The organism is Paenibacillus radicibacter, assembly GCF_024721995.1.
GTDB lineage: Bacteria > Bacillota > Bacilli > Paenibacillales > NBRC-103111 > Paenibacillus_AM > Paenibacillus_AM radicibacter.
Genome location: NZ_JANQBC010000004.1, coordinates 17240 through 42456, shown reverse-complemented (window position 1 = coordinate 42456; position 25217 = coordinate 17240). Strand labels below are relative to the sequence as shown.

General features: G+C 44.8%; 18 protein-coding genes. 11 read left to right on the top strand and 7 right to left on the bottom strand.

The genetic code is table 11. The annotated features are described in order from the left end of the window. Positions 1 to 72 precede the first annotated feature (72 nt). From uvsE to NV379_RS10295, 3 genes are all read left to right on the top strand, one after another. Entirely contained in the window at positions 73 to 1041 is a 969-nt protein-coding gene (gene uvsE / locus NV379_RS10305) for a UV DNA damage repair endonuclease UvsE (protein WP_258207231.1), read from the top strand. 97 nt (positions 1042 to 1138) lie between these two features. Next, positions 1139 to 1909, top strand: a complete 771-nt coding sequence (gene fabI / locus NV379_RS10300; protein ID WP_258207230.1) for an enoyl-ACP reductase FabI — start codon at positions 1139 to 1141, stop codon at positions 1907 to 1909. A gap of 162 nt (positions 1910 to 2071) precedes the next feature. Next, on the top strand, positions 2072 to 2902 hold the full coding sequence (locus tag NV379_RS10295) for an inositol monophosphatase family protein (protein WP_258207229.1): 831 nt from the start codon (positions 2072 to 2074) through the stop codon (positions 2900 to 2902). 80 nt (positions 2903 to 2982) lie between these two features. Here the strand turns inward: NV379_RS10295 and NV379_RS10290 are convergent, their stop codons facing one another. The 5 genes from NV379_RS10290 to NV379_RS10270 all read right to left on the bottom strand — a co-directional run bounded on the left by NV379_RS10290 (position 2983) and on the right by NV379_RS10270 (position 12326). After that, a complete protein-coding gene (locus NV379_RS10290; protein WP_258207228.1) occupies positions 2983 to 4263 on the bottom strand; it encodes a methyl-accepting chemotaxis protein in 1281 nt (426 codons plus the stop codon). 139 nt (positions 4264 to 4402) lie between these two features. Then, entirely contained in the window at positions 4403 to 4732 is a 330-nt protein-coding gene (locus NV379_RS10285; RefSeq protein ID WP_258207227.1) for a DUF6054 family protein, read from the bottom strand. Positions 4733 to 4897: 165 nt separating this feature from the next. Continuing rightward, the gene (locus tag NV379_RS10280) at positions 4898 to 9442 is read right to left on the bottom strand and encodes a glutamate synthase-related protein (protein ID WP_258207226.1); all 4545 of its coding nucleotides are present in this window, start codon (positions 9440 to 9442) and stop codon (positions 4898 to 4900) included. Between the two features lie 486 nt (positions 9443 to 9928). Next, entirely contained in the window at positions 9929 to 11242 is a 1314-nt protein-coding gene (locus NV379_RS10275) for a glutamate-1-semialdehyde 2,1-aminomutase (RefSeq protein WP_258207225.1), read from the bottom strand. 109 nt (positions 11243 to 11351) lie between these two features. Then, the gene (locus NV379_RS10270) at positions 11352 to 12326 is read right to left on the bottom strand and encodes an LCP family protein (RefSeq protein ID WP_258207224.1); all 975 of its coding nucleotides are present in this window, start codon (positions 12324 to 12326) and stop codon (positions 11352 to 11354) included. 157 nt (positions 12327 to 12483) lie between these two features. Here NV379_RS10270 and NV379_RS10265 point away from each other — a divergent pair, with 157 nt between their 5' ends. The 4 genes from NV379_RS10265 to bcp all read left to right on the top strand — a co-directional run bounded on the left by NV379_RS10265 (position 12484) and on the right by bcp (position 15797). Beyond that, on the top strand, positions 12484 to 13530 hold the full coding sequence (locus NV379_RS10265; protein ID WP_258207223.1) for an ABC transporter ATP-binding protein: 1047 nt from the start codon (positions 12484 to 12486) through the stop codon (positions 13528 to 13530). Further along, a complete protein-coding gene (locus NV379_RS10260) occupies positions 13523 to 14317 on the top strand; it encodes an ABC transporter permease (protein WP_258207222.1) in 795 nt (264 codons plus the stop codon). Before NV379_RS10265 ends, NV379_RS10260 begins: the two co-directional genes overlap by 8 nt. A 6-nt stretch (positions 14318 to 14323) precedes the next feature. Then, on the top strand, positions 14324 to 15109 hold the full coding sequence (locus NV379_RS10255; RefSeq protein WP_258207221.1) for an ABC transporter permease: 786 nt from the start codon (positions 14324 to 14326) through the stop codon (positions 15107 to 15109). A gap of 220 nt (positions 15110 to 15329) precedes the next feature. Further along, positions 15330 to 15797 carry a thioredoxin-dependent thiol peroxidase gene (bcp, locus tag NV379_RS10250; RefSeq protein WP_258207220.1) on the top strand — a complete coding sequence of 156 codons (468 nt, stop codon included), beginning with the start codon at positions 15330 to 15332 and terminating at the stop codon, positions 15795 to 15797. Between the two features lie 276 nt (positions 15798 to 16073). Here bcp and NV379_RS10245 read toward each other — a convergent pair whose 3' ends face one another. Together NV379_RS10245 and NV379_RS10240 are read right to left on the bottom strand one after the other, a co-directional pair. Beyond that, positions 16074 to 17687 carry a glycosyltransferase family 2 protein gene (locus tag NV379_RS10245; RefSeq protein ID WP_258207219.1) on the bottom strand — a complete coding sequence of 538 codons (1614 nt, stop codon included), beginning with the start codon at positions 17685 to 17687 and terminating at the stop codon, positions 16074 to 16076. Continuing rightward, on the bottom strand, positions 17671 to 18780 hold the full coding sequence (locus NV379_RS10240) for a tetratricopeptide repeat-containing glycosyltransferase family 2 protein (protein WP_258207218.1): 1110 nt from the start codon (positions 18778 to 18780) through the stop codon (positions 17671 to 17673). The genes NV379_RS10245 and NV379_RS10240 overlap by 17 nt, the downstream gene beginning before the upstream one ends. A gap of 322 nt (positions 18781 to 19102) precedes the next feature. On the opposite strand from NV379_RS10240, the gene NV379_RS10235 reads away from it, so the two are divergent. The 4 genes from NV379_RS10235 (at position 19103) to NV379_RS10220 (ending at position 25104) form a co-directional block, all read left to right on the top strand. Next, positions 19103 to 20431, top strand: a complete 1329-nt coding sequence (locus NV379_RS10235) for a polysaccharide deacetylase family protein (RefSeq protein WP_258207217.1) — start codon at positions 19103 to 19105, stop codon at positions 20429 to 20431. Between the two features lie 95 nt (positions 20432 to 20526). Continuing rightward, entirely contained in the window at positions 20527 to 21504 is a 978-nt protein-coding gene (locus tag NV379_RS10230) for an AAA family ATPase (RefSeq protein ID WP_258207216.1), read from the top strand. Positions 21505 to 21512: 8 nt separating this feature from the next. Next, positions 21513 to 22808 (top strand): DUF58 domain-containing protein, encoded by a 1296-nt coding sequence (locus NV379_RS10225; RefSeq protein WP_258207215.1) that lies wholly within the window; start codon positions 21513 to 21515, stop codon positions 22806 to 22808. Continuing rightward, positions 22786 to 25104, top strand: a complete 2319-nt coding sequence (locus NV379_RS10220; RefSeq protein ID WP_258207214.1) for a transglutaminase-like domain-containing protein — start codon at positions 22786 to 22788, stop codon at positions 25102 to 25104. The genes NV379_RS10225 and NV379_RS10220 overlap by 23 nt, the downstream gene beginning before the upstream one ends. Positions 25105 to 25217 lie beyond the last annotated feature (113 nt).

The window sequence follows — 25217 nt, the reverse complement described above, 5'->3', positions numbered from 1 at the left end:
TGTACATGATAACGATAATTAATGAAATAATAACCAAAGAACTCGTATGTATCTTTTGTAGGAGGTATACCTTTGATCGTAAGATTCGGCTATGTTGCCATGTCAACAATTGTAGAGAAGGCATCACCTTCCCGAACAATGACCGTCACTTCATTTAACAAGCTCCAAGATCGAGAAGCGGGACTTCGTAAGCTTGAACGGTTAGCTGCTGAGAACTTGCACAATTCCTTACGTCTGCTCAAACATAATCGCGCACACGACATAGTGGTATTTCGCTTCTCCTCTAAGCTCATTCCGTTAATTGGGCATGAATCCGTAGAAGGATGGAACCCGATGCCTGTGCTTGCGGATGATTTCAAAGCGGTTGGAGATTATGTGAAGCAGCATCAGATGCGGGTGAGCTTTCATCCGGACCATTTTACCGTGTTATCAACGCCAAGAGAGTCGGTCTTGCAATCTTCAATTGGAGATATAGAGCGGCATACGGCGATGCTTGAAGCCATGGGGCTAAATACCGATGCGAAGAGCAATATTCATATCGGTGGTGCCTATGGTGACAAGGTGACGGCAAGTAAACGTTTTGTAGAGCACTTTGCCTTGCTTCGTCCGGAAGTGCGTGCGAGACTTACTTTAGAGAATGATGATAAGACGTTTACAGCGCTTGAGACTTTGGAAGTATGTGAACAGGTTGGAGTTCCCATGGTACTCGATATTCATCATGATGAAGTAAATCTAAGCGAGCAGACGAGTGTGGAGCTGTGGCCGCGCATATTAAAAACATGGGAACAAGACGCACCTTTACCACCGAAAATTCATGTCTCTTCCCCGAAAAATGAAACAAACCCGCGCAGTCATGCGGATTATGTAGACCCAGTGGGACTGCTTGCTTTTATGAGGGGGATTGCGCCATTTACACCCCATTTAGATGTAATGATTGAGGCTAAGATGAAGGACAGTGCCTTGATACAATTGGTTCAAGACTTGATTAATGAGACGGATGTGGAGCAAATAGATGAAGCTTCCATTTCCATCAAAACTTGAAATAAGAGGGGAAATCGGTTAATTTGTAGAATATGTAGTAACACACATAGGCACGTAACGAACTTTATATACAGTTTGAGAGGGGAATATAAACGTAATGAATGGATTAATGACAGGTAAGAACGTACTCGTAATGGGTGTAGCCAATGACCGCAGTATTGCTTGGGCGATTGCACAATCTTTATCTGCACAAGGTGCAAGACTTGCTTTTACATATGAGAGCGAGCGTGTAGAACAGCGTGTTCGTAAGCTAGCTGACCAACTTCCAGGTTCAGTCGTTCTTCCGTGTAACGTAACAGTAGATGCTGAGATCGATACACTAGTGGACAAGCTGAAGGAAGAGTTCGGCGTATTACATGGTTTCGTACACTCTATCGCATTCGCTAAGGGCGAAGAGCTTGATGGTATGTTCTTAGGCACATCCCGTGATGGATTTGCACTTGCAAACGACATCTCCGCATACTCCCTAGTAGCTGTTGCGAAGCGTGTTTATCCGCTTATGACAGAAGGCGGCGCGATCATGGCGATGACATACCTTGGTTCTGAGCGCGTAATGAAGAACTACAATGTAATGGGTGTTGCGAAAGCTGCACTTGAAGCAAGTATTCGCTACCTAGCAGCTGACCTTGGACCTCACAACATCCGTGTGAACGGTGTGTCTGCTGGCCCAATCCGTACACTTGCTGCAAAAGGCATCAAAGACTTCAACTCTATCCTTCATACAGTAGAAGAGAGAGCACCTCTTCGCCGTACAACAGATGTAGCTGAGGTTGGCGACACAGCAATGTTCTTGCTTAGCCCACTTTCCCGCGGTATTACAGGAGAAGTGATCTACGTGGACGCTGGATTCCACATTATGGGCGTTTAATAACATCCCCAGTCAAATAACGAACAAGTGAAGCGTGCACTGATTTGCGAATCGGTGTGCGCTTCTTTTTTTTGTCAAATCTTAATGAAACGTCCTACTCTCTTCTCACGTATTATCGACTATAATAATGATGTTGAATATAGTAGAAAGAGTTGATTATAGATGTATACGATTGGATCAAAAAGCTTCACTGCCGTCGCAATTAACACAGCCTCTAAAGCGGGGGAGTGGATTAAAAGCAAACTAGGCAACATTCGAGAAGTTAACTTGAAACAATCCTCACAAGATTTGGTCACTGAAATTGACAAAGGTGCAGAGAAACTTATTCGTAATTTAATTCTAACTCACTTTCCTGATCACTCGATACTTGGTGAAGAAGGGGTAGAGCCAGGTCCAGCGGCATCTGCTCAAGCTTTGCGAGAGATGAGTGATGCTGAATACTTATGGATCGTAGATCCGATTGATGGAACGACGAATTTCGTACATGGATTCCCATTCTTCTGTGTGTCTATTGCCCTGGCACATCGTGGAGAAGTGATCGTTGCTGCCATTTACGACCCGATGCGAGATGAATTATTCGTTGCGGAAAAAGGTAAAGGTGCCTATCTTCGAGGCAAAGTGCTTGAAGTATCAGGTGAAGAGACGTTAGCACAAGCCCTTGTTGCTACAGGATTCCCACCCGATCAACAATATGCATTGCCACTGAATTTAGCCGGTGTGAATGTGATCAGCCCACAAGTACGTAACTTACGTGTTGCAGGATCTGCAGCCTTGCATATGGCCTATGTGGCTTCAGGCAGACTTAGTGGTTTCTGGGAAATTGGTCTGAATGCTTGGGATGTAGCTGCAGGAGCACTGCTCATTCAAGAAGCGGGTGGGCGAGTGACAGATACAGACGGTAAACCATATTCACTTGCTGTGCGCAACATGCTTGCGACAAACGGACTTATTCATGATGAAATGGTGAGTGAACTTACGAAGGCAAGACAATAGCTTCAATAAACAATCCAATGAAAAAGCATGCCATCCACTTCAGATGACATGCTTTTTTTGCATCTATGTAAGGGAACATTTTAAGCTTGTTCGAATCGGAATACTTTTGTCTTCGTCTGTAAGTTCGACGAGTACTCTCTAAGAATTTCGGATGATGCGGCAATTTCCTCCATGATAGCGGTCTGCTCCTGTGTGGATGCTGCCATCTCGCGAGCACCTTCTGCAATTTGCTCTGCAATCCCCGCAATCCCAGATGTTTGATCAAGCGTATGCTTGATCTGGACATTCTGATTGGAGACGACTTCAACAATGCTCGTTACAGATTCGGACGTCTCTTGAATTGAAGAATTAATACCGTGAAGGGCTTCCTGCATATCTTCACTTTTCGCAGCTTCTTTCTCAACAATGTGCAGCTGCTCATTCGTTTGGGCAACTACGCTTGTGACTTGATCTTGAATTTGAACAATCAGCTCTGTGATGTGATCCACGGCTTGTGAGCTTTTCACAGCCAGTTTACGAATTTCTTGGGCAACGATGGAGAAGCCTTGTCCATGATCACCAGCACGTGCTGCTTCAATAGAAGCGTTAAGTGCGAGTAAATTCGTCTGATCGGAAATCTCCCTAACAACCTGCGTGATTTCACTAATTTCCATCGTATGTTGTTCTAACTTATGTACATCTTCCATCGTAAGGGCATTAGATTTTGCGACCGTATTCATCCCATGAATCAAGGATTGCACAGATTGCATGCTTTCCTCGAGTAGATGACATAGATCCTGTGTCGTTTTGTAAGTATGTGTCGCCTTCTCGCTTACAATTGCTGCTGCATCGGAGATTTGTCCGACGGCATGAAGCGCATGAGAGACGGAATTTGCTTGCACATCTGCTCCTTTGGAAACATGATCAATGGTTTTGGCAATGCTCTCGACTTGCAGTGCGGCTTGCATGATTGCTTGACTTACTGTGTCAGCACTTTGATTCGTGACAACGGCATGATCAGCGATTTCTTTGATCATTTGATTGAGATTATGAAGCATGGTACCAAATGATAAGGTAAGGGTCTGAATTTCATCGTCAAAAGGGTGCTTGGGTACATCCACGCGCAGGTTTCCACCAGCCGCCTCATTCATGGAATGCGAGAGTGCAATTAGAGGTCGGGTAAACCATTTGGCAGCCAAATAGGCAAGTAAGCTTGTCCAGAATATCCCGAGGGCAAGAACCCCACAGTTGTAGATCCACTGAGGCATGGATGGTGCAATAATATCTTTTAAGTAAAAAATAAAAATTGCACTCGTCCCATACGTTATGATGGATACTGTAATAATACCGAGCAAAATTTTCTTCACTAATCCCAATTTCAAAAAGCATCACCTTCGCATGATAAAATGATATCCATCATCATCATGCAACAAATCGCACAGGTTCACTGTGACAAATGTCTCACTAAAATGCGAAAACGCGAATGTTTTCAGAATATTTTACGACATTTTGTGTAACGGGCTATGAAATGATATAGCGTGCAAGAATGTTTTCTACGCTGTCCACAAAGTTAGCACTTGCACCCCAGTCGAATTTGAAAAATACGCCCTCTGAACTTCCAGTAGAGATCACTCGGACATTGGTAACACCCTGCACATTATCAATGAGGACGACTAGCGCAGCACGATTGCTGGTGCGCATGTAGTATTTTTCAAAAACAAGGGTTCCCATGGAGCGTCCATCGCCGAGTTCTTGGAATTCATCATGGATCAGATCAGCGTTTTGTTCATTCATGACGAGGTGAAAGACTTCTCTCGGAGATAGGTTTACGTTAAAGCTAGATTTACTCATGTTTGTATCACCTTTCTTGATAAAGGATATTAATCCGTTATTTGTTAACTATTTATACGTAAAAGAAGCCGATTTCGTTTCACTGATGACTAGTGCTCTATATAGAAGAAAAAAAGCATGCACTCTCAGATGAAGAGAGGCATGCTTATTTACGATTAAGCTAGATTATTCGGTTGCTACGCTTTGATCGGCTTGTAAAGCAACTGGTGCGATACGCACGAAGTTGTTGTCGAGATCAGCAAGAAGGGCATCCACACGAGCAGCAGCTTCAGCTTGACCCGAGTTCGCAAGTTCTGCGCGATAAGCACCTAATAGTTCATTTAGGTCTTGTTTACTTTGCGGTCCGACGGATTCGATCTTCACTTTAGCGCCTTTGGCAATACGGCGTTCGATTGCTTTGAGATCAAGACCCATTGCGTAGTTCACACGTTGATAAATGACACCACCAGTCATCCCTGCACACATCCAAGGACCTGGATCACCGAGTACAACAGCACGACCGTTCGTCATGTATTCGAAGGCGAAGCCCTTTAGGTTTGCACGAGCTGCAAGACCACCAAGTTCATCACGGATCGGTTCCTTAATCTCACCACCGAATACAACATCAGCACCTGAGAAGCGGATACAAGCACGAGTATCTGCACTGCCTTGGATTAAGAACAAGCCTTTCTGTGCACCGTAGCCGAATGATTTACCTACAGAACCGTCGATATACACGCCATGTTGGCCAGGGGACTTCAAGATAGCAACCTTACCACCGAATGCCACTTTGCCAACGCCATCTTCCGCACCGCCGTGTACCGTAATGTTAACTCCGCGTGCGTTAAATGCCCCTAATCCGTTACCCGGAACGGAGCCATCGTGCATGTTGAGCGACACAGCTGGCAGTTCATCATAAGAGCCATCGAAGCGGTCTCTTACGCGATGTGAACCGTATCTTGCACCAAGAATACGAGTCTCCGCATTCACTTTACTCCAATTGCGCTCAACTGGCGCATCCCATGATACTTCATCTGGGAAGCACTCTTGACCAAGTTCGCCTTCAGCGATCTTAATATCAGAAGATGCGATTGCAACTTCAGCATGTGCATGTGCAAGCTCAAGTGTAGCAAGCGGCATTGGAGCAGGGCGTAGGATGCTGGATAGATCAATACGCTCTTGGTGGCTCACTTGTTCAAGTAGATCAGATCGACCTACTAGTTCTTGCAGGTCTTTAAAGCCAAGTGCTGCGACAATCTCACGAATTTCATCTGCTATGCCACCGAATAGGCGAACGAGAGAGTCAACAGCTAGATCGAATTGACGAGGTACGAAGCGGCGAAGACCTTTTTCCTCCGCTTCTTCCATCGAGTCGATTTGCGTAGCAATACCCACGTGACATGTATCAAGGTGACAACCACGGCATGTCGTACAACCGATTGCTTGCATCGAGATGGAGCCGAATCCGCAGCGGTTTGCGCCTAACATCACCATTTTGACAACATCAGAACCTGACTTTAAGCCACCGTCAGACCACAGTTCGACTTGATTACGTAGACCTGCTTCAATGAGGGCAACATGTGCCAGTTTCGTACCGATTTCTGTTGGTAAACCAACGTGAGTCAAGGAGTGTACACGAGCTGCACCTGTACCGCCATCAAAGCCGGATAAGGTAATGACATCAGCGCCTGCTTTGGCAACACCGACAGCAATCGTACCGATACCAGGGACAATTGGGATTTTCACGATGATCTTCGCTTTACGACCGCTTGCTTCTTTAAGCTCAGAGATCATTTGTGCCAAGTCTTCAATTGAATAAATATCGTGATTGTTCGAAGGCGAGATGAGGTCAGAACCAATCGTTGCATTACGAGCCGCAGCGACTTTCGGTGTTACCTTGGAACCAGGAAGGTGTCCGCCTTCACCGGGCTTTGCGCCTTGACCGATCTTAATCTCTAAGAAGGCAACAGCATTCGCAAGTTCAATGTTGACGCCGAATCGACCAGAAGCGACTTGCGCTCCGCGGGTGTTCTTATAGCGGCCGAGCATATCTTTAATTTCGCCGCCCTCACCGTTCATCGTAACCATGTTCAGACGCTCGCCAGCTTCTGCATAAGCGCGGAATGCCGTTTCGTTCTGCGATCCGAATGACATGGAAGAGATCAACATAGGTAAGGAGTGATTACCTACCGCAATATTGACGTCAGACGGCTGAAGAGCTGTGCGACCTTCTTGTAATGACTTTGCATAGTTGAATTCAGCAACGTGACGAATGGAGATCGGATTCTTCTTCTCTTCTTCGCGGAGTTTATCCCGGTAGTCACTATATGGTGCAGCACCTGAAGCTGCATCACCAAGCGCTTTCCACATACGCTGGAAGAAGCGGAAGTTCTTCGCCGCCTTTGCCTTTGGATTTGAGAAATCGGCATAACGCTTCTCCGCATCTGCTTCTAGCTCGCTAAATCCTGTTCCAATTTCTTCATTACCTAAATAGTTGACGATATCAAGTACTTCTGCAATTTCAGGTTTTAAGCCAATAGAGGAGAAGAAGCGCGTGTAACCGCGTAATTCATGCGTACCGATTGTAGAGATCACTTTCTCCAAGCCTTTGGACAAAGCCGCATATACTCTACGCGCTGCAACAGCACCTTCTTTAACAGACGCAGTCTGGAACAAGATATAAGGTGAGATCACATCAGCACCTAAGCCACAAGCAACCGCGATATCATGCAAGTTCCGAATTCCAGCGGAGCGGAGAACGATCGATGCTTGCCGGCGTAAGTTGTCACCGAGTGCAATTTTTTCTGAACGTAAGCGAATATCGACTTTGGATACAGCTAGGTGTGGTTCGATCCATAGGCGATCATTCTCGTGTGCACCTGTATCATCAAGAACGAGTAGGGTAGAGCCACTGTGAACTGCATTAGCAGCAGCTTCAGCTAATTGATCGAGAGCATCACGGAGCGAAGTGCCACGAGCAAATATCGTCGATAATACAGTCGTAGACCCAGCGAACATTGCGAGTAACGCCTCATAGCTTGGTTGGGACAATTGCTGCTCGGAATCTACACCATTCGCACCTTCAAGTACAAGTGGTGCAAGTAGTTCAACACGCAAGCGATGATCTAAGCTGCCATACACAGCCGAACGAGGTCCAACGACGATACGAGTAGAGAAGTGCTCCATTTCGCGGTCACGGTCAATCGCTGGATTCGTTACGACAGCAACACTTTCTTTAATGAAGTCAGGGATGTTCTGTCGTTCCCAGTGAAGAGCCGCGTGCGGTGCATCATGCCCAAGGGAGCGAATCGGCTCTGCACCTGTCTCTGCCATTTGTTCGATCATCGAGATGCCGTCACGATCCCAGCCAAATGCGCTGTATATAGAATCGGTAGCTTCACCATTTGCAGGAGCAGCTTCAACTGCAAGGCCTTCAAGAGATGGATTAAGATGCTTACGTAATCCTGTAAAATCAACACGTTTGGATGCGCGCTCCAGCACGAGATTTTGTACTTGATAGTAAGGAACGATGTTAACAGGTTGACCTGGCGTGAGCTGAACCCCTATTTTTTCACCAGGAGCAATCGGTTTCGGTTCAGCAACCATGTCGCTGACGAACACAACCCCTTGCTCTGAAGAGAAGTAGAAGGATTCAGCCGTTTCAACCATCCACACAGGACGAAGGCCAAGAGCATCAACGGAGAAGATGCACTCATTGCCATAACGGGACACGATCCCTGCAGGGCCTTGTGCGTAGTGACCCCAGATTTGACGGAAGTACACATATAAGTCTTGAAGCTCCGGTCGGAAGCTTTTCATTTCATTAATAATAGGAGGGAAGACAAGCTCCATCGCTTCGAATAAGCTCATGCCAAAGCGGTGAATGAATGTTTCAATAACACGGTTCATGTCCTGTGAGTCAGAGCCGCCATCGACAAGCGGAACACCGATCATATCCGCTTCAATACGCATTTTCTTAACCGTGTTAATTTCACCATTGTGTCCGAGGAGCGAGAATGGTTGTACACGGAAGAAGGACGACAATGTATTCGTGGAATAACGGTTATGACCAACTGTCACTTGAGAAGCGAATAGTGGATCGCGTGTGTCGTCAAAATATTGCTGCAAGATTGTTGCAGAACCCATCACTTTATAAGCAGACGTTACATGGCTAAGCGTTGCGACATGCACGCGGTATTCTTGTTCAATGGCAACATGAAGTTCATAAAGGGCATTTGCCAGATTCTCATGGGATTCATCGCCTAGAGCTGCGATCTGCCAGAATAAAGGCTCATCATTCAGACCATTAGCACCGAGGACAGAGCGGTCAACACCGTTTTCTTGTTCTAAAATAATCGAAACCTTGTGATCCGCGAACAATTGGCGGATGCCTGCTTGGATCGTTTCGACTGAAAATTCATCCCGTCTTGGAACGAAAATATGAGCGACAGAGAAAGCATCTGTATAAGCAAGAGCACCATCTAAGCTCGCATCAACAAGTTTACGCTCCCATAACGCGCGCGGGATATCGGTAAGAATTCCGCATCCATCACCTTCACCAGCAATAAAGCCAGAGCGGTGCTCCAATTTGACGAGGGCATCAATCGCTTTTTGGATGTTGCTAGTGGACGGATGACCATCTTTTTCGATGATACATACAATGCCGCAGCTATCGTGCTCAGTAAGCAATAAATTCTCAAAACGGCCTTCATTACGCATAGATTCGTTCATAGCACAGGGTCAGTTACCTGACCTTCACCTCCTCAAAATGTGAGCAATAATTAGTTCTATTTTAGCAATGGATCTTGCGAAAAAACGGAATAATAGGTTATGCATTAATGTTGTATAAAAATTCAACATATTGAATAATTATATGTGGCGAAAGAGGGATTGTATGCCCGAGTTTGCTGCCTAATTTGGCAAGAGAATGAGGGTGGAATGGAATTGCATCTAATAAATTGATTAGAAAAGTGGGAAAATACGCTATTTTTAAATAGAAAATACGAAAAACTAGTACATTAAGAATAGCATGAAATTATTTCGACATACAATATCCTATGTCAGGTTATCTGACGTGGAAGCGTTTGCATTTTGCATATTTATGAATGAAATATTTTATATGGCTGATAAATATTTCATTAAACACGAACGAACTATACCCGATATTCGAGTATAGTTCGTGAATTTGAGTGTATAAGGTTCGTTTATTACAAGGGATTAGCTATTCATTTTGGCAAAAGCACGTTCTGCCGCTGCAATTGTCGTTTCGATATCTTCATCTGTATGCGCAATCGTGATAAACCATGCTTCATATTTGGATGGAGCGAGAAGAATTCCTTCTTCAAGCATGTGACGGAAGAATGCAGCGAATTGCTCGCCATCCGTATCTTGAGCTTCATCAAAGTTCGTCACGGAATGATCGCAGAAGTGCGTCGAGATTGCACCGCCGATGCGGTTGATCGTAAGTGGCACGCTATGCTTCGCTGCCGCTGCTGCCAAACCATCTGCGAGGCGTGCGCCCATGCGCTCCAGCCTCTCGTACAACCCTGCCTCTTGCATAACCTCGAGGCAGGCAATGCCTGCGGAGATGGAGGCAGGGTTACCCGCCATCGTGCCGGCTTGATAAGCAGGTCCAAGCGGAGCGACCTGCGCCATCACTTCCTTACGGCCACCATAAGCACCGATCGGCAGTCCGCCGCCGATCACTTTGCCTAGGGCCGTCAGATCGGGTTCGATGGCTGCGCGGTCCGCGCCTAGGTCATCGTAGGTTTGCGTCGTTCCGTAGTGGAACCGGAACGCTGTGATAACCTCGTCGTAGATGACCAGGGCGCCGTGGCTGCGTGCCGCTTGGCAGAGCCCTTCGAGGAAGCCTGGCTTCGGCATCACCATGCCGAAGTTACCGACGATGGGCTCGACCATAACGGCAGCGATCTCACCCTGCCAACGATCAAGTGCTGCGTTTAGCGCGTCGAGATCGTTGAACGGTACTGTGATCACTTCTTGTGCGATCGAAGCAGGGACCCCTGCACTGTCTGGCGTTCCCAGTGTAGATGGACCAGATCCTGCCGCAACAAGCACAAGATCGGAATGTCCGTGGTAACAGCCTGCGAATTTAATAATTTTTGTCCGTCCTGTAAAGGCACGTGCAACGCGAATCGTCGTCATAACCGCTTCCGTTCCTGAGTTCACAAAGCGAACTTTATCGAGCGATGGAATCGCGTCTTTTAGCATCTTCGCAAATTTGATCTCAAGCTCAGTTGGTGTTCCGTATAGTGTCCCGTTTTTTGCCGCATTGCAGATCGCTTCCGTAATGTGCGAATGCGCATGTCCAGTAATAATCGGACCATAGGCTGCTAAGAAATCGATATATTTATTGCCATCCTCATCCCAGAAGTAAGCACCTTCACCGCGCTTCATAAATACGGGCGCACCGCCGCCAACAGCCTTGAATGAGCGTGATGGTGAGTTAACACCGCCTACAATGTGCTCAAGTGCTTCCGTATACAACTCTGCCGATCTTGTACGTTCCATAATGAAAATTCCCCTTTTCTTTTCATGAATAACAGCAAGCGGATCAAGAGCGACTTCTTCCCATGTGAAGTGCTCTTGACAAGCTGCTAATGCTTATTTGATCCTATGCTTATTTATTAACAGGTTTTCCATCTGGACTGATCGTACCATTAAAGATACCTTGTACATATTGTTGTAGCTTTTTCTTGTCTGTCGTTACAACGGCCATGCCCTCAATCATTCGGTCGTTATACAAGTGCATTGGAGGTAATTGTACAGAGCTCATTTCCTTCGTATTCACTTCGAATGCAAGTCCTGCCAGCTTCGTTAAGTCACTGACCTTAAGATTCGTTTCAATAAAAGGCTCAATATTGTTTAGAATCGTCGGCATCTTTAGGATCGAGGATGTGGATTGCATTTTTTGAGCGACTGCTGAGATAAACTTTCTTTGCCGCTCGGAGCGACCAATATTGTGCTCAGCGTCATGACGGAAGCGAACGTATTGTAGCGCCGTCTTACCATCCATCTGCTGAACACCTTTTTTCAAATTGATGTCGAAGAGATGCTTATCTGCAGAATCTGTATACTTCATGTTCTTCTCAACATCAATCGTAACGCCGCCAATGGAATCAACAAGTGCAATAAATCCTTTGAAATCCGTATACACATAATATTGAACAGGAATGTCGAGCGCCTCACTAACTGTTCGCATCGCAAGGTTAGGTCCACCGAACGCTAGAGCGGCATTAATTCGATTCTGTCCTTTGCCCGGAATCTTGACATACAAGTCACGGAGGATCGACATCATCGATGCTTTTTTCGTGACCGGATCGACGGACAGCAAGATCATCGTATCCGACCTTGGACGCTCTTTAATCGTGGATACGCGAGCATCTCCGCCTAAAAGCAGAATGTTAACCCGATCTTTCTTTTCCCATATAGGAGGCAAGTTTTCTTGTTGTTGTTCCTTAGAAAAATAGGAATTCTGCTCCGATTTATTGGAGATATTATTGGCGAAATTGTATAACGAATAACCATAATAGCCAGCCCCAGCTAATAGGACGATAAGAAGCAAAAGTAGAAACCATTTCCACTTTTTTCGCAAATTGTCCCCTCCTTTTCCAAACTCAAGGTCTTGTTGTATGATGTAATAATGTCTTTTGCGAGTGAGGGTCTCGCATATTATGACTCAATTATAGAGGTTTCAAAACAGGGATAGCAACCCAGCTTCGCACAGTAGGGTAGCTGTAAGGAGGAAACATATGCTAGCAATCGATGTGCATGATTTGCGCAAAGAATTTAACGTACAAGTTAATCGAGGCGGGCTAAAGGGTGCCATGCGTGACTTATTTAATCGTCAATATAAGCAAGTAACAGCAGTGAAAGACATTTCTTTTTCCATCCCGCAAGGGGAGATTTGTGGCTATATCGGTGAGAATGGGGCAGGGAAATCGACGACGATCAAGATGCTTACAGGCATTCTTGTTCCAACGTCAGGGGACATCATTGTTAATGGGCATGTGCCTTATAAAGAGCGTGAGAAATTTGTGCGCGAGATTGGTGTCGTCTTCGGTCAGCGTTCTCAATTGTGGTGGGATTTAGGCGTGATTGAGTCGTTCCAATTGCTACGCAAAATTTATCGAGTTCCAGAGAATGATTTTAAGGCGATGTTGGATGAAATCGTTCAGCGCCTTGATCTCGGTGAATTGTTGTCCAGACCTGTTCGTAAACTGAGCTTGGGTCAGCGGATGCGTTGTGAACTCGCAGCATCATTGCTACATAATCCATCGATTGTATTTTTGGATGAGCCGACAATTGGACTGGATATCGTGGTAAAGACTGAAATTCGTGAATTTTTAAAAGACCTGAACCGCCGCTACGGCACGACAATCCTGCTGACAACGCACGATCTGCAAGATATTGAAGCTTTATGTTCACGAGTTATAATGCTCGATGATGGTCGTATCATTTACGATGGTGGTCTAGAGGAATTGAAGGAGCGTTGGGGTCAAGGGAAAGAAGTCGTCCTCAAGTTTGAACAGTCCGTTACACTCGAGACACTTGTGGCATTAACCGAAGGCTTAGATGTCGCTTGGAAAATGAATGATGATCAAAGCGCGACCGCTTTTGTTCCTCAGAAAACTGCGAACGTATCCGATATGCTAGCACGTGTTGTAGGTAACCTTGCGATTCGCGACATTCAGATCATTGAGACGAATACGGATGACATCGTACGCGAAATTTATAAGTCTGGATCAGCCAGTGTACCGCGAGCGGAGGTAGAAGAGAGGTTAAGCATTCATGTTTAGCGCGTATGTAGAAATTATTCGGATGCGGTTCTTGATGATGCTTGCTTACCGCGTCAATTATTATAGCGGCATTTTGATTTATGCCATTAATATTGGGTCTTATTATTTTTTATGGAAAGCGATCTATGGCAGTACCGAGCAGCTAGGTGGTCTAACACTGACACAGATGACGACTTACGTCGTTGTTTCGTGGATGAGTCGCGCGTTTTATTTTAACAACTTGGATCGGGAAATTGCCAATGACATTCGGGATGGTTCCGTTGCGGTGCAATTCATTCGTCCTTATAACTATATCATTGTCAAAATGATGCAAGGCTTCGGAGAAGGCATCTTCCGATTGCTACTGTTCACAACACCAGGACTTATTATCGTGTCCCTGCTGTTCCCAGTTGAACTGCCACGGGATATCGGGGTGTGGGGGATATACTTATTGATGTTAGTGTTTGCATTCTTAATTAACTCGCAGATCAACATCATTACCGGCTTAACTGCCTTTTTCTTGGAAAATGCCGAAGGCTTAATGCGCATGAAGCGCGTAGCCATTGATTTATTTTCCGGACTCATCGTACCGATTGCATTGTTCCCGGGGTGGGCAGCAAAGATCCTCGAATACTTACCGTTCCAAGCCATTACGTACTTACCGGGCTCTGTGTTTACAGGTAGAGTGACAGGCAGTGCGGTATGGGGATTAATTGGGCTTCAGATCATGTGGTTTGCCCTGCTCATAATTCCGATGATCCTGTTATGGAGAGCAGCACGCACGCGTCTGTTCGTTCAGGGAGGGTGATGCACGATGTTCTATATTAATCTGGCAACTGGCTATTTGAAAAATTATATTAAGACCAAGCTGACTTATCGTGCGGACTTCTGGATCGAAGTATTGTCCGACTTATTATTTAATGGTCTTAACTTATTGTTTATTTTGATCGTGTTTAATCAGACGGACTCCCTGGGAGGCTGGAATCGGGAGCAGATCTTGTTCATATATGGGTTCTTCATGATCCCTTATGGATTGTTCTCGGCATTATTTAACTTGTACGGCTTCTCCGAGCGATATATTGTCAAAGGGGAGATGGACCGTATCCTCACACGCCCGGCGTATAACTTGTATCAGATCATACTGGAGAACTTGGACCCCGCGGCACTGTTTAGTTCGCTTGCAGGAGCTATCGTAATGGGGTATTCATGGGCGCAGCTAGACATCGCGTGGTCTTGGTATGACCCGTTCGTGTTTATCGTACTCATTATTGGTGCAGTCATGATTTACTTTGGTGTGTTTATCGCCATTACAGCAACATCTTTTTATTCAGATGCGCCGACTGGGATTATGCCGCTGATCTGGAACATTCAGAACTATGGACGTTACCCAATTACGATTTATAATAAGCTGCTTAAAGGAATCCTTACATTCCTCTTACCGTTCGCATTTGTCGGGTTTTACCCAGCTGCGTATTTCTTAGATCCTGCCAACTGGATGGGCTACGCGCTAATGACGCCAGTTGTGGGAATTGTCTTCTTCTCGCTTGGTTTATTCATCTGGAATACCGGTGTACATCGTTACCGCGGAGCCGGTTCGTAGCGAAGCTACGAACCTATTCAAAAAGTGGATCACTGCAGAGAAAATTACACTTCCGGTCGCTGTCTCAATCGTAAATTTTGAATTTATTTAATGGTATTTTTACGATTTCAAAGGCGAACACTTCGTTCCTACAGTGCATTTTTCTCTTCCGTTAACCATTTTGAATATGCTCGTTTAGCAACTTTACTTAATTAAATATATATAAAGGAGCTGACTCACCATGTCCGAACTTGAAATCGGTCAAGTCGTGCCGGATTTCACCTTGCCAGCTTCGACAGGCAGTAATATTACGTTAAGTGATTATCGCGGCAAGAAAGTCATCATTTATTTTTATCCGAAGGATTCAACACCTGCTTGTACGCAAGAAGCATGTGACTTCCGTGATCAGACCAAGCTTTTTGCAGATCATAATGCGGTAGTGCTAGGCATCTCGCCTGACCTTATGAAATCGCATGATCGATTTGCAGCGAAGCATGAATTGTCATTCCCGCTGCTGTCTGACCCTGAACATCAAGTCGCAGAGCTCTTCGGTGTTTGGAAGCTGAAAAAGCTGTACGGACGAGAATATATGGGCATTGAACGTTCTACCTTCCTCATCGACGAAGAAGGCAAGCTTACTCAAGCTTGGCGCAAAGTGCGTGTCAAAGGCCACGTCGATCAAGTCTTACAGGCATCATCTACTTCATAATTTATTTCTTTGATCTTATTGGTTTGAATTTAATTGTTTGAACTTATGTACTGAAAGCAAAGCTCTCCGTCCAACAGGATCGGAGAGCCTTTTTTTACTGCTATACAAGCAGAGTGTGTTCAAAAAGTGAAAACGAAAGAGAAAAAAGCTCTGGAGGAGCGTAGCGTTCGCCTTTGAAATCGTGAAACTACCATATAATCCATTCAAATTCACGATTGAGACAGCGACCGGAAGTGCTATTTTCTCTGCAGTGCCCCCAAACTTTTTGAGCACACTCTATATTCCCTCCTCCCACTTCACCAAATGCGGATTGCTGTCCAGTATAGAATCGTATTGCCCCTTCCATCCATACTTGGCTTCGGGATCAAGCCGCATATACCGATCGAATTTGCGACATCGATCTAGCTGATCAGCCCAACCCCAATGCTGCACACGAATCGGAGAAATATCATTCGGCAGCTTAAACACGTTTTCAGGGAAACGACCGCAATGCTGCGCGATTTCTCGCCAGAAGTAAGGAATGCTGCTGCGATACCTTAACAACATAGGGCGGTAGGTGAGGTGAGCCCGCCAATATTCATCCTCTCGGTAGTGAGTCTTATTCCACATATCATATAAGCGAAAGCTGAATAAATCACAGCCGGTCTGTTCGAGCAGCGCATGAATTTGTTCAGGAATAATCGATTCGAATTGTTCGTCTGCATCCATATGCAGAATCCAGTTCGGGTCGGAGTTAATCGTCTCTTTCCATAGCTGTTTACGGAGTTTGACCTCATTGTGGAATGTGGAATGTGGATTGCGAATAAGGCGTACCGGTATGCCAGATAAAGTGTCCAGACAGATGGAAGCTGACTGATCCGTGCTAGCATCGTCAATAATGATAGCTTCATCAATGTATGGACGATGTAATTCAAGCATGGAGGCGAGGTAACGCTTACTCTCATTGTGAACAATCATGGATAAACATAATTTGTTACGTTTGATGAGGGGTTTGGGGTAGTTGTGAGATTGATCGATGGAGGATTCTAAAGAGGAAGGGTGAACAGGCTCCCAATTGAATATAGGCTCTGTGCTTGCTGAAGCTGTCTCTTGTAGGAATCCTATCGCTCCATCTAGATCGGAGTCTCGATAGATGTGATAAGCCGGACAATGGGTGTCCACATGTAGTGTCAGCCCTAATGCTGCCGCGCGAATACAGAAATGTCGATCTTCTCCCCAGAACAATAAGTTTGGGATCGGTTTGTAATTCACACCTGCTTGCATCGCATGTTTACTAATTAAGGTACAAGCGCCGAGTCCACCAACTTCGTAGACACCTGGTTCTCTTAGTTGACTAACGAATCGATCATACCTATGACTAATTTCTTCACTGGATACATGCTCACCTCGTACTTGATCCCATAGCTGATACTCGTTCCACAGCCACACTTGTGGTTGCAGCACAGCTTCAGGTTCCCACCTAGTCCAGAAAATTTCCGACACAATATCTTTATTAGCATGAAATAAATGACTTACCATATCGGGGTGGAAGAGGAGATCGGAGTCAACGAGGAGTAAATGATCTGCATGTATAAGCGTAGCGTGTTCAATCATGAGATCTTTGAAATGAGCAACTTTCCACACAAGCTGTTCATTCCAGTAATGCGTAAGTCCATTGCGGATATAAGCATCATGTTGAGTGGACTTATGAATGTGTACATCGGGTACTAGACTCGCAAATTGAGCAAGAAGCCCGCGTGAGACTTCATCTTGATTATCATCCACAAAAAAGAATGAGAATCGGTAATCACCCCTATTTAACCGCATTAATGAAGTGAGAAAATGCTTTAAGATCTCAGGTTCTTGGTGAATAGGAGAGCCAATAGCGATATGTTTACTCACAGTGTACATGCTCCTCCTTTTTACTCTTGCTAGCTTTTATCATACCGCGTAAATATTTACGGTTGTAAATGATACGCTGATCTTGAGGACGATATTTGTAGGCATGTTCGTTGTGTTCATAAGCTTGCTTGAATCGCCCTAATCGATCGTAACAGACGCAGAGCTGAAGGTGCGGCAGCCATGTTGAGCAGGCAGGACTTGCGAAGCCGAGATTGCTAGTGGGCGAACCGACTTGTAAGGCTGATTTGTACCAGTGAATAGAAGAGTGTAGATCATTTTTTTGTAGAAAATGAAACCCTAACCGGCAGCAAGTCTCTGCACGAGGAGATGCATAACGCAAAGATCGGAGTACACTTTCCAGTTCCAGATCTAGATCCCCAAGTTCATGATAGCAATCCGCGATTTTTCCACATGCAGATAAGACATCCTCTATCCAACCTTGATTCGTATTAAGAAATTTATTGTAGTACATGATTGCTTTATCGAATTTCTGATGATCCCGAAGTTCATTAGCGTAGTAGTATAAGTCACGTGGTGAAAAGGCTTCACCTGATGCGAGAGCAGTCTCATAGATTCGCAAGTTACGGTCACTTTCGTGATGAATACTGACATGGGTGACAGCGATATCACTGTTTAATACTTGGCCCCATACCTCTAGATACTCATGAACTTTACCGATCCATTGATACTGATTCGCGCGTTTGACGATTCGATTGCGACGATTGCGTGCTGTGATATTGCCATATTCATCGACAGCAAGGTGATACTCCATCGTTACCGAATCTATAGCTGGATCTAACGTTTGCTTGAGTAATTGAAGCTTAGCTTGATCCTGCTCTCTTAGCACATCATCCGCATCCAGCCACATTACATAGTCTTGTGAGGCAAGGCTAAAGGCATAATTGCGAGCTGCTGCAAAGTCTTCAATCCAAGTAAAGTGATGAATCTGGTCCGTATAAGCAGAAGCCACCTCAATCGTCCGATCCGTTGAGCCTGTATCTACAATGATGATTTCATCCATGAATGGAGCAATGGAAGCCAGACATCGTCCGAGCGTTTCTTCTTCATTCTTTACAATCATGCACAGACTAATCTTGATCATGTTCGTCTCACCTCTAACATCCCATAGGCAAATGTTAGTTATTTATATTCGGATGGGCTTCAATCGGTAACAATGACTTTTTAGGAAAAAGGAGGGAATTGGTGCGTTTGTGTGTAATTTTTTATATGTAAGAATCTAATTTCATAATCCAGAATCATGTGAACAGTCGCGAAGTAGGTGTCGAATCCACAGCGCAGCGAGTTTGCTAGAGTGGGGTAGGGTTTCTATGAGTTTTCGATTGATTTCAGTCATACTCTAGTTCCTACTACCATATAATCTAGCAGCAGGCCAAATAGTAGATTGTATGGAGGGACCCCTTGTTATGCGAAATAATTACAAGAATGCCAAACGTATCGTTACACGCTCGATGTTTCTTTTTCTAGCTATCATCGTCTTCGTGGTCATCGTTCCAGTTGGAGCAGTGTCTGCCAAAGATTCCTCCACGCCTGTTTATGATCAGCTTGTGTCTGGCAAGAAGATCATGCAATCTCGTTCCTATGACAAGCCAGAGAAACCTACCGTTTACTTGACCTTTGACGATGGTCCTAGTGATTTAACGCCTGAAGTTCTTGATATTTTGAAAAGAGAAGGCATTCGCGCAACATTCTTCGTGTGCGGCAACCAAGTTGCGATAAGGAAAGATATATTGAAACGCATTGTAGATGAGGGCCATGCCATTGGCAATCATACGTATAATCATGAATATAAGGACTTGTATTCCGATTTCGATCATTTCTGGGGACAGATTCAGAAGACGGAGAAAATCATTCAAGAGGTAGCAGGAGTACGTACACCTTTACTACGCGCACCAGGTGGTACAGCGACGAACTTTGATGCATTTTACTTCTATTACTTAGATCAAGCAGGTTATACGATCTATGATTGGAACATTGATAGCGGAGATTCACGCAAGTTAAATGTACCGACGAAGGAGATCATTTCTACGGTAGAGGGCAGTCCATTGCGTCATGAACTAACCGTCTTGATGCACGATGGAACGGGTCATAAGACTTCTGTCGAAGCATTGCCAACGATCATTCACTATTTTAAAAATAAAGGCTATTCCTTTGCACCTATTACGACCAAAACGAACCCTGAGCAATTTGCGGTTAAGAAATTAAAGTGGACGCGTAGTGTGAAGGATGCTTCTTTTACCAAACAATTAGGTGTCATGCAGAAATATGCGGTTGATCATAATCCTAATCCGAAGCCTGTGGCAGTCAAAGAGAAGGAACCTGCAGTAGAAACGCGCCCATCACTTGAGCTTGATATAGGTAAGCAGCAGTTAATCATGCCACCTGTCCAATATATGTTATCGGGTAATAACAATTTGAAAGTACCTCTTCGAACCATCGTTGAGAGTATGGGTGGAACGATCAAGTGGGATGAAGTGAAGCAGAAAGTCGTCATTCATTATGGGGCACTGAACGTTGATTATGACACGGTGCATCATAAAGCGACTATTTATTATATGGGTAAACAATTGAAGTCGTATGCGTGGATGGATATAGAATGGCGAGATGGTAGTATATACGTCCCTTGGCAAGTGATTGTTGAACAGCTCAGGCAGAAGGGGGTCTTCTCCTCAGGGGAGAAAATGCTGAAGCTAACGGTCACACCCGCCATCCATGCAGAGCTTCTTAAAATCTAGTACTATGTGCTAACCTAAGTACGTCTAAATTGATAGAGAATAGGAAATGCTAGAAGCATAATCTTCTGTACGTGAGAATAAGAGGAGGCTTCTGCATGCGAGTTCCGATTCTATTATATGATGAACCAGCCAAAATTTTAGAGCGAATAGCTCAGCAGTTAGAGAAAGTATTAATCGGTAAGAAAGACGTCATTGAAAAAGCGCTCATAGCGATGCTTACAGGCGGGCATTTGTTGCTAGAAGATGCACCAGGTGTAGGTAAGACTTTACTCGCACGTGCTCTTGCACAATCAATGGGCTGTGATTTGAAACGACTTCAGTGCACACCAGATTTAATGCCATCAGATATTACAGGTGTATCTGTATTAAATCCGTTAACCCATGAATTTGAATTTCGACAAGGTCCTCTCTTTACTTCTTTTATCCTCGCAGATGAACTCAACCGAACAACACCCAAGACACAAGCAGCATTGCTTGAAGCAATGGAAGAACGCAAAGTAAGTGTAGATGGTGTAACGTATGCACTGCCGCAGCCTTTTCATCTCATTGCCACACAGAATTCACTAGATTATGAAGGTACCTATCCGCTGCCAGAAGCGCAGCTTGATCGATTTATGATGCGTTTAAGTATTGGTTATCCTGCCATTCAAGATGAAGTGCGCATGCTTGAGCGTGTGCGAGAACAGCGTGCAATTGAAGAATGGAAACCCGTTGTATTACCTGAAGAATGGTTGTTACTCGAGCGGGAGGCAGCTGCTATCCACGTGGATCAATCAATCAAAGTGTACATTGTTGGTCTGACGTCTAGTACACGTAATCACCCTTTTCTTCGGAGCGGGGCAAGTCCACGGGCATCGTACGCCTTAATGCGTGCTGCACAAGCGAGGGCTTTGATGCAAGGTCGCAGCTATGTCATTCCCGATGATGTGAAGATGTTAAGTATAGATGTGCTCTCACATCGACTAGCCCTAACTCCACAAGCAGAGATGGCAGGGCATGATGTGTTGCATATTTTGCATGAAATATTGAAGCAAGTTGTGACGCCATTCATGTCGCATGTTTCATCTAGGTAGGTGAAGACATGAGAATCGGTGGAAAATGGTTGTTTTTACTGGTCATGAGCGCGATCTGGCTTACGATTAGTCTCACATTCGGCGGTGTGGTGAGTTGGTTTCTTACGGGTGTATTTGGATTGTTATTCATTACCTCCATATTATTTCCGTTAGTAGCACTCATTCAAGTGGAAGTGTCACATACGTTATCTACTAATCGAATTCAAAGTGGTACTGAACTTTTCGTCTCATTAGACATTAAACAAAGATCACTTATTCCTCTGCCTTGGCTCATTATTCAAGAAACGTGGCAGCACGAAGGCGGTAGTGGGGAACTCGAATTTCGACAGCTTGTTTTTCCATGGTTTTATAGCAGACTAAACAGTTCATATGTGATGAATAACTTGCATCGCGGCACGTATCGTCTAGTACATACCGAGCTGATCACAGGTGATTTTCTCGGGTTTACATTGCGCAAGCGGAAAGTGGATGCGAAGCAGGCATTCCTCGTTACACCGAAAGCTTGGTTAGGACAGTGGGTGGATAATAACCAAGTAGATGGTGAGGGACAGCGACTGCGGAATCTTTCCATGCCGACATATCATGCTGCTCGTTCTGGGATACGCGAGTATGTACAAGGTGATCCGATGCATGCGATCCATTGGAAAGCTTCTGCTAAGACGGGTAAATGGTTTACCAAAGATCGGGAGAACACGCAGTCTAGACGCATGCTGTTAGTGCTGGATGGCTCTATTGATGCCGCGCATATTCAATTGAATCGATCTCGTAATAAAGGAAAGGGAAAGTCTGTAGTCAAATATGCACCTGTTCAGCCAATGGATCATTTGTTTGAACGCAGGGTCGAACTTACCGCTGGTATCTTACAAGAAGCTAAATATACGGGTAGGGAAGTACGATTCGCCACCAATGCTTTGCAAGGTGATGCAGCAAGTGCTTATTTTATGAAGTCTAAACATATGGGGATTGAAGTTTTCAGTGAAGGGTTGGCATATTTGCATGCTGGAGCGGGTATATCGTTTGCCGATTTATTAATACGGGAAAGTGCGCAATTGGATCAGTCCATGTCACTTGTGTGTGTGACCTCCACGTTAAATGAATACTTGGCTGAGGTTTTATTACGGTGGAACAAGCGCAATCAATCCGTACAGCTATATATGGTGCATGATCCACAATCTACAAGTAGAGTCGCGATTGAGTCTGTAGCCTTTGCTTCGTATTTAAGAGATATGGGATGTCAGGTCAGCATGCTGGAACACACTTCGATTAGAGGGGGTGAAGGTGATGCTGCCAATCAAATCTCTTGATTCTCCTAAGAAAATAGTGCCAAGCGGCCAGTTTGCTAGTCGGCTTCTGTTGTCAGTAGGGTTATTCCTACTTATTTGGGAGTGGTTAAGACCGATGCAAAGTCAGATCGGTATCGGTGAACCACAGTTTGTCTCTTCCATTTTGATCATGAGCGGCATCTTTCTGTTGCTTAATTGCTTGCCAATTCCTAAATATTTAGGATGGTTAATCAAAAGTTTAATCCTGCTAGTTACTCTCGGATCCATGTTCGATCCAGCGTGGACAGGTCAATGGGTGACAGACATCAGTCATGCGCTCATGCAGGATATCATTCGCTTTTCTATGGGCGATTTATTATCGATCAGTTCACAATTAAGAATGCTCAGTTTCTTGATATGTTTAACCGTGATGCTGCATCTGGTTCAGCATGTCATGTTGCAATATAATGCGATTGTTTGGTTTGTTAGTTTGACATTACTCTATTTAGCTGTGCTGCAAATATTCTTAGAGTTTGACACGATAAGCTCCATGATCCGCGTCATTGCCATTGGGCTCATGATGGCGGCTTTACTGCACTTAAAGGAATTGAAATGGATTTACGATATTCCGACAGAGTCGAAAAATTGGCCAACACATTGGATTATTGGAAGTATCTTAATAGGTGTGATTGTTTATGCAAGTGGACAATTTGCATCGCAGCAAGCGCCTAAACCTCTCATGCAACCGTTCTCATCTGAGCAGTTTGCCGCAAATATTGGGAAGCTTACGGGTGTCAATTTAACAACTTGGATGAATGATCGAATCGGGGCAAGTGATAGGAACGCAACGACTGGTTATGGGGAAGATGATTCACTTCTTGGTGGTCCAATTAAGATGAATGACGAGATTGTATTTACAGCTCGTACGCCACAGCTTACATATTGGCGTGGAGAATCCAAGAGTTTATACACAGGCAGTGGATGGAGAGAAAATGCGAGCGTAGATGATCAAACTGAGTATGAGAATGAACGTATATCTAATGATGCCCAATCCTCCTCTAACTTCATTGATCAAGAAGTTATGTGGAAGCACAGCTCACGTAGTAATCTTCTGTTTAGTGGGGGCACAGTCGAGCGAATCGACACGTTATTAACCGCAGATGGCAAGGCAATTCAGTCGAATTTAATTCATAGAGATTCGGTATCTGGGAAAAATAGACTTGTCTCCTCATCGGATTCAATTGGTTTCTATAAAGTAAGAGTTCAGCCACTCAAGTGGTCAAATGCAAGTTCCGATGCAAGTTTTAGATTGGTTAAGGATCAAGCGACCCCGAGTATGGAGCAGTATGTACAACTTCCATCGCAATTTCCGACGCGTATTCGCGAATTAGCCAAGCAAGTAACAGCTGGAGCGGTGACAGATTCTGCGAAGGCAAAAGCGATTGCGGAGTATCTGCGGACAAATTATGCCTACAGTCTCGACAAACCAACATTTCCCGGGAAAAGTGAAGACTTTGTCGATCACTTTCTATTCGTTGATCGCGGTGGTTATTGCAATCATTTTTCAAGTGCGATGGTTGTCATGTTGCGTTCAATTGATATCCCTGCGAGGTTTGTTAAAGGTTTCACACCCGGTGAAGTCGTAGACCAAGCAGAAGACGGCAATTTCATCGTCAATGTTCGCAATCGAGATGCACATTCATGGGTTGAGGTCTATGAAACTAACGTAGGTTGGATATCCTATGAACCGACACCAGGATTTTCGATGAATTCAGGTACTAGCTTGCAGGCTGCTGTTGGTGACAAGGTTACTGAACAATCGAGCCCTGCATGGAACGAGAGTAAGGCTGCTGATAACTCGAATCAAACAGGACTACTGCATGATGGGATACAAATATTGATCAAATCTGCACAACATGTACGTGAGTGGGTAGATACAAACCTACTATCGTCATGGATACCGGTTGTAGTAAGTAGTGTCCTGCTGTTCTTGATTGTAGTCGTGATCGTGTTCAGACGTCGAATGGTCAGACAGCATAGACGACTTAAAGAAGATCCGATATTCAATTCGTATCGTTCTTATCCTGTTCCTGTGCAGAATCGAACGATTGTGAGGCAAATGGAGCGGATGTGGAGACGAATTTTTCACAAATATGGCTCGAAACAACCCAATCAGACAGCACGTGAATATGTAATGTCATTAAATACATCAAGCGCTTCCATAAAAAAAGCACTCGATGAGTTTGTCACTTTGTACGAAGGAATTAAGCATGATCAAGCAACTAGAACCATTTCGACACAGGAGTTGACAAAATTATGGAGACGCATGAATCACTAGCAGTTACCATTGACCCTCCTCCAGTCGTTCTATATAATGGACAAGATATACGGACAGCTAACGTCGTTTAGTTTTCCGAAATAAGCCTGAGCATTATTAAATATTGGAGGATT